The following is a 1160-nucleotide window of genomic DNA, read 5'->3' on the forward strand; positions in this document are numbered from 1 at the left end:
TTATTATCCAGTTACCCTTTGCTCAAAAGGCCGTCTGAAAAATCAAGAATAATCAGGTATAATCGGCACCATATTTATTTTCAGACGGCCTTTGTGCCGAAGGATACTTTCATGAGCAAAAAACGAGTTTTAACAGGCGTTACCACAACAGGTATTCCACACTTGGGCAACTATGTCGGTGCCATCCGCCCGGCTATCCGCGCAGCGCAAGATTCCAATACCGAATCATTCCTCTTTTTGGCCGACTATCATGGTATCATCAAATGTCATGAGCCGGAAATGATTCATCAATCTACTCAAGCTGTTGCCGCCACATGGCTCGCCTGCGGACTCAATCCGGAACAGACTACTTTCTACCGTCAAAGCGACATTCCCGAAGTGATGGAGCTAAACTGGATTCTGACCTGTATCACCGCAAAAGGCCTGATGAACCGCGCCCACGCTTATAAAGCCGCAGTACAGACAAATACCGAAAACGGTCAGGAAGATCCGGATCACGGCGTGGAAATGGGCCTGTACAGCTACCCTATCCTCATGACTGCTGATATTCTCATGTTCAATGCCCATGAGGTTCCAGTCGGTCGCGACCAAATCCAACACGTTGAAATGGCACGCGATATTGCCGGTCGCTTTAATCACCGCTTCCAAGAACTCTTCACCCTGCCTGAAGTAAAAATAGACGAAAATGTCGAACTCTTGGTCGGCTTGGACGGACGCAAAATGTCCAAGTCCTACGGCAATACCATTCCACTTTGGGAAAACAACAAGAAAACCCAAAAATCGGTCAACAAAATCATCACCAATATGAAAGAACCCGGCGAGCCGAAACAGCCTGATGAAAGTCCTCTGTTTGAAATCTACAAAGCCTTCTCCACGCCGTCTGAAACTGCCGAGTTCACGCAAATGCTGGCCGAAGGCCTTGCTTGGGGTGAGGCCAAGAAACTCTTGGGCGCAAAAATCAATGCCGAACTCGCAGAGCCGTGCGAGCGCTACAATGAATTGACCGCCAAACCCTCTAGAATTGAAGACATTTTGCAGTCCGGCGCACAAAAAGCGCGTAAAGAAGCACGTGAATTGTTGGATAAAGTACGCGATGCAGTAGGTATTCGTCCGTTGAAATAATAGCAAGGCCGTCTGAAAATTTCAGACGGCCATAATAT

1 protein-coding gene is annotated in these 1160 nt (G+C 47.8%); it reads left to right on the forward strand.

The annotated features are described in order from the left end of the window. Nucleotides 1–111 precede the first annotated feature (111 nt). On the forward strand, nt 112–1122 hold the full coding sequence (gene trpS / locus ACTHUT_RS20920) for a tryptophan--tRNA ligase (protein ID WP_250600595.1): 1011 nt from the start codon (nt 112–114) through the stop codon (nt 1120–1122). Nucleotides 1123–1160 lie beyond the last annotated feature (38 nt).

It is taken from the genome of Neisseria sp. P0022.S010 (assembly GCF_051956635.1).

Coding starts and splice junctions, on each gene's coding strand:
- trpS (WP_250600595.1), top strand. CDS start 112: ATGAGCAAAAAACGAGTTTTAACAGGCGTTACCACAACAGGTATTCCA.